Raw genomic sequence first — 270 nt, forward strand, 5'->3', positions numbered from 1 at the left:
GGGCCTTACGGTACAGCTCCAGCGTGGAGCCCTCCACGCCTTCCTGCGTGGAAACAGCGTAATCGGCGAACCATGCAGGCTGGGGCAGGTGAGCGGAGCCCGCACCGAATCCGAAGGACGAACCATCCGGTGTCCAAGGCAGCGGAACACGGCACCCGTCACGGCCGATTTCCACGCCCTTGTTCCTGAAGAAGGACGGGTCCTGGCGCTCTGAGTCAGGAATTTCCGCCACTTCACGCAAGCCGAGCTCCTCGCCTTGGTAAAGGTACG

1 protein-coding gene is annotated in these 270 nt (G+C 63.0%); it reads right to left on the reverse strand.

What is annotated here, in order from left to right; genetic code table 11:
- On the reverse strand, nucleotides 1-232 hold a 232-nt coding region (locus SB847_RS21115; RefSeq protein WP_486304282.1), incomplete at its 3' end, for a hypothetical protein.
- Nucleotides 233-270: the final 38 nt, after the last annotated feature.

The sequence above is a fragment of the Bacillus sp. SIMBA_026 genome, assembly GCF_046535335.1.
GTDB classification, from domain to species: Bacteria; Bacillota; Bacilli; order Bacillales; family Bacillaceae; genus Bacillus; species Bacillus velezensis.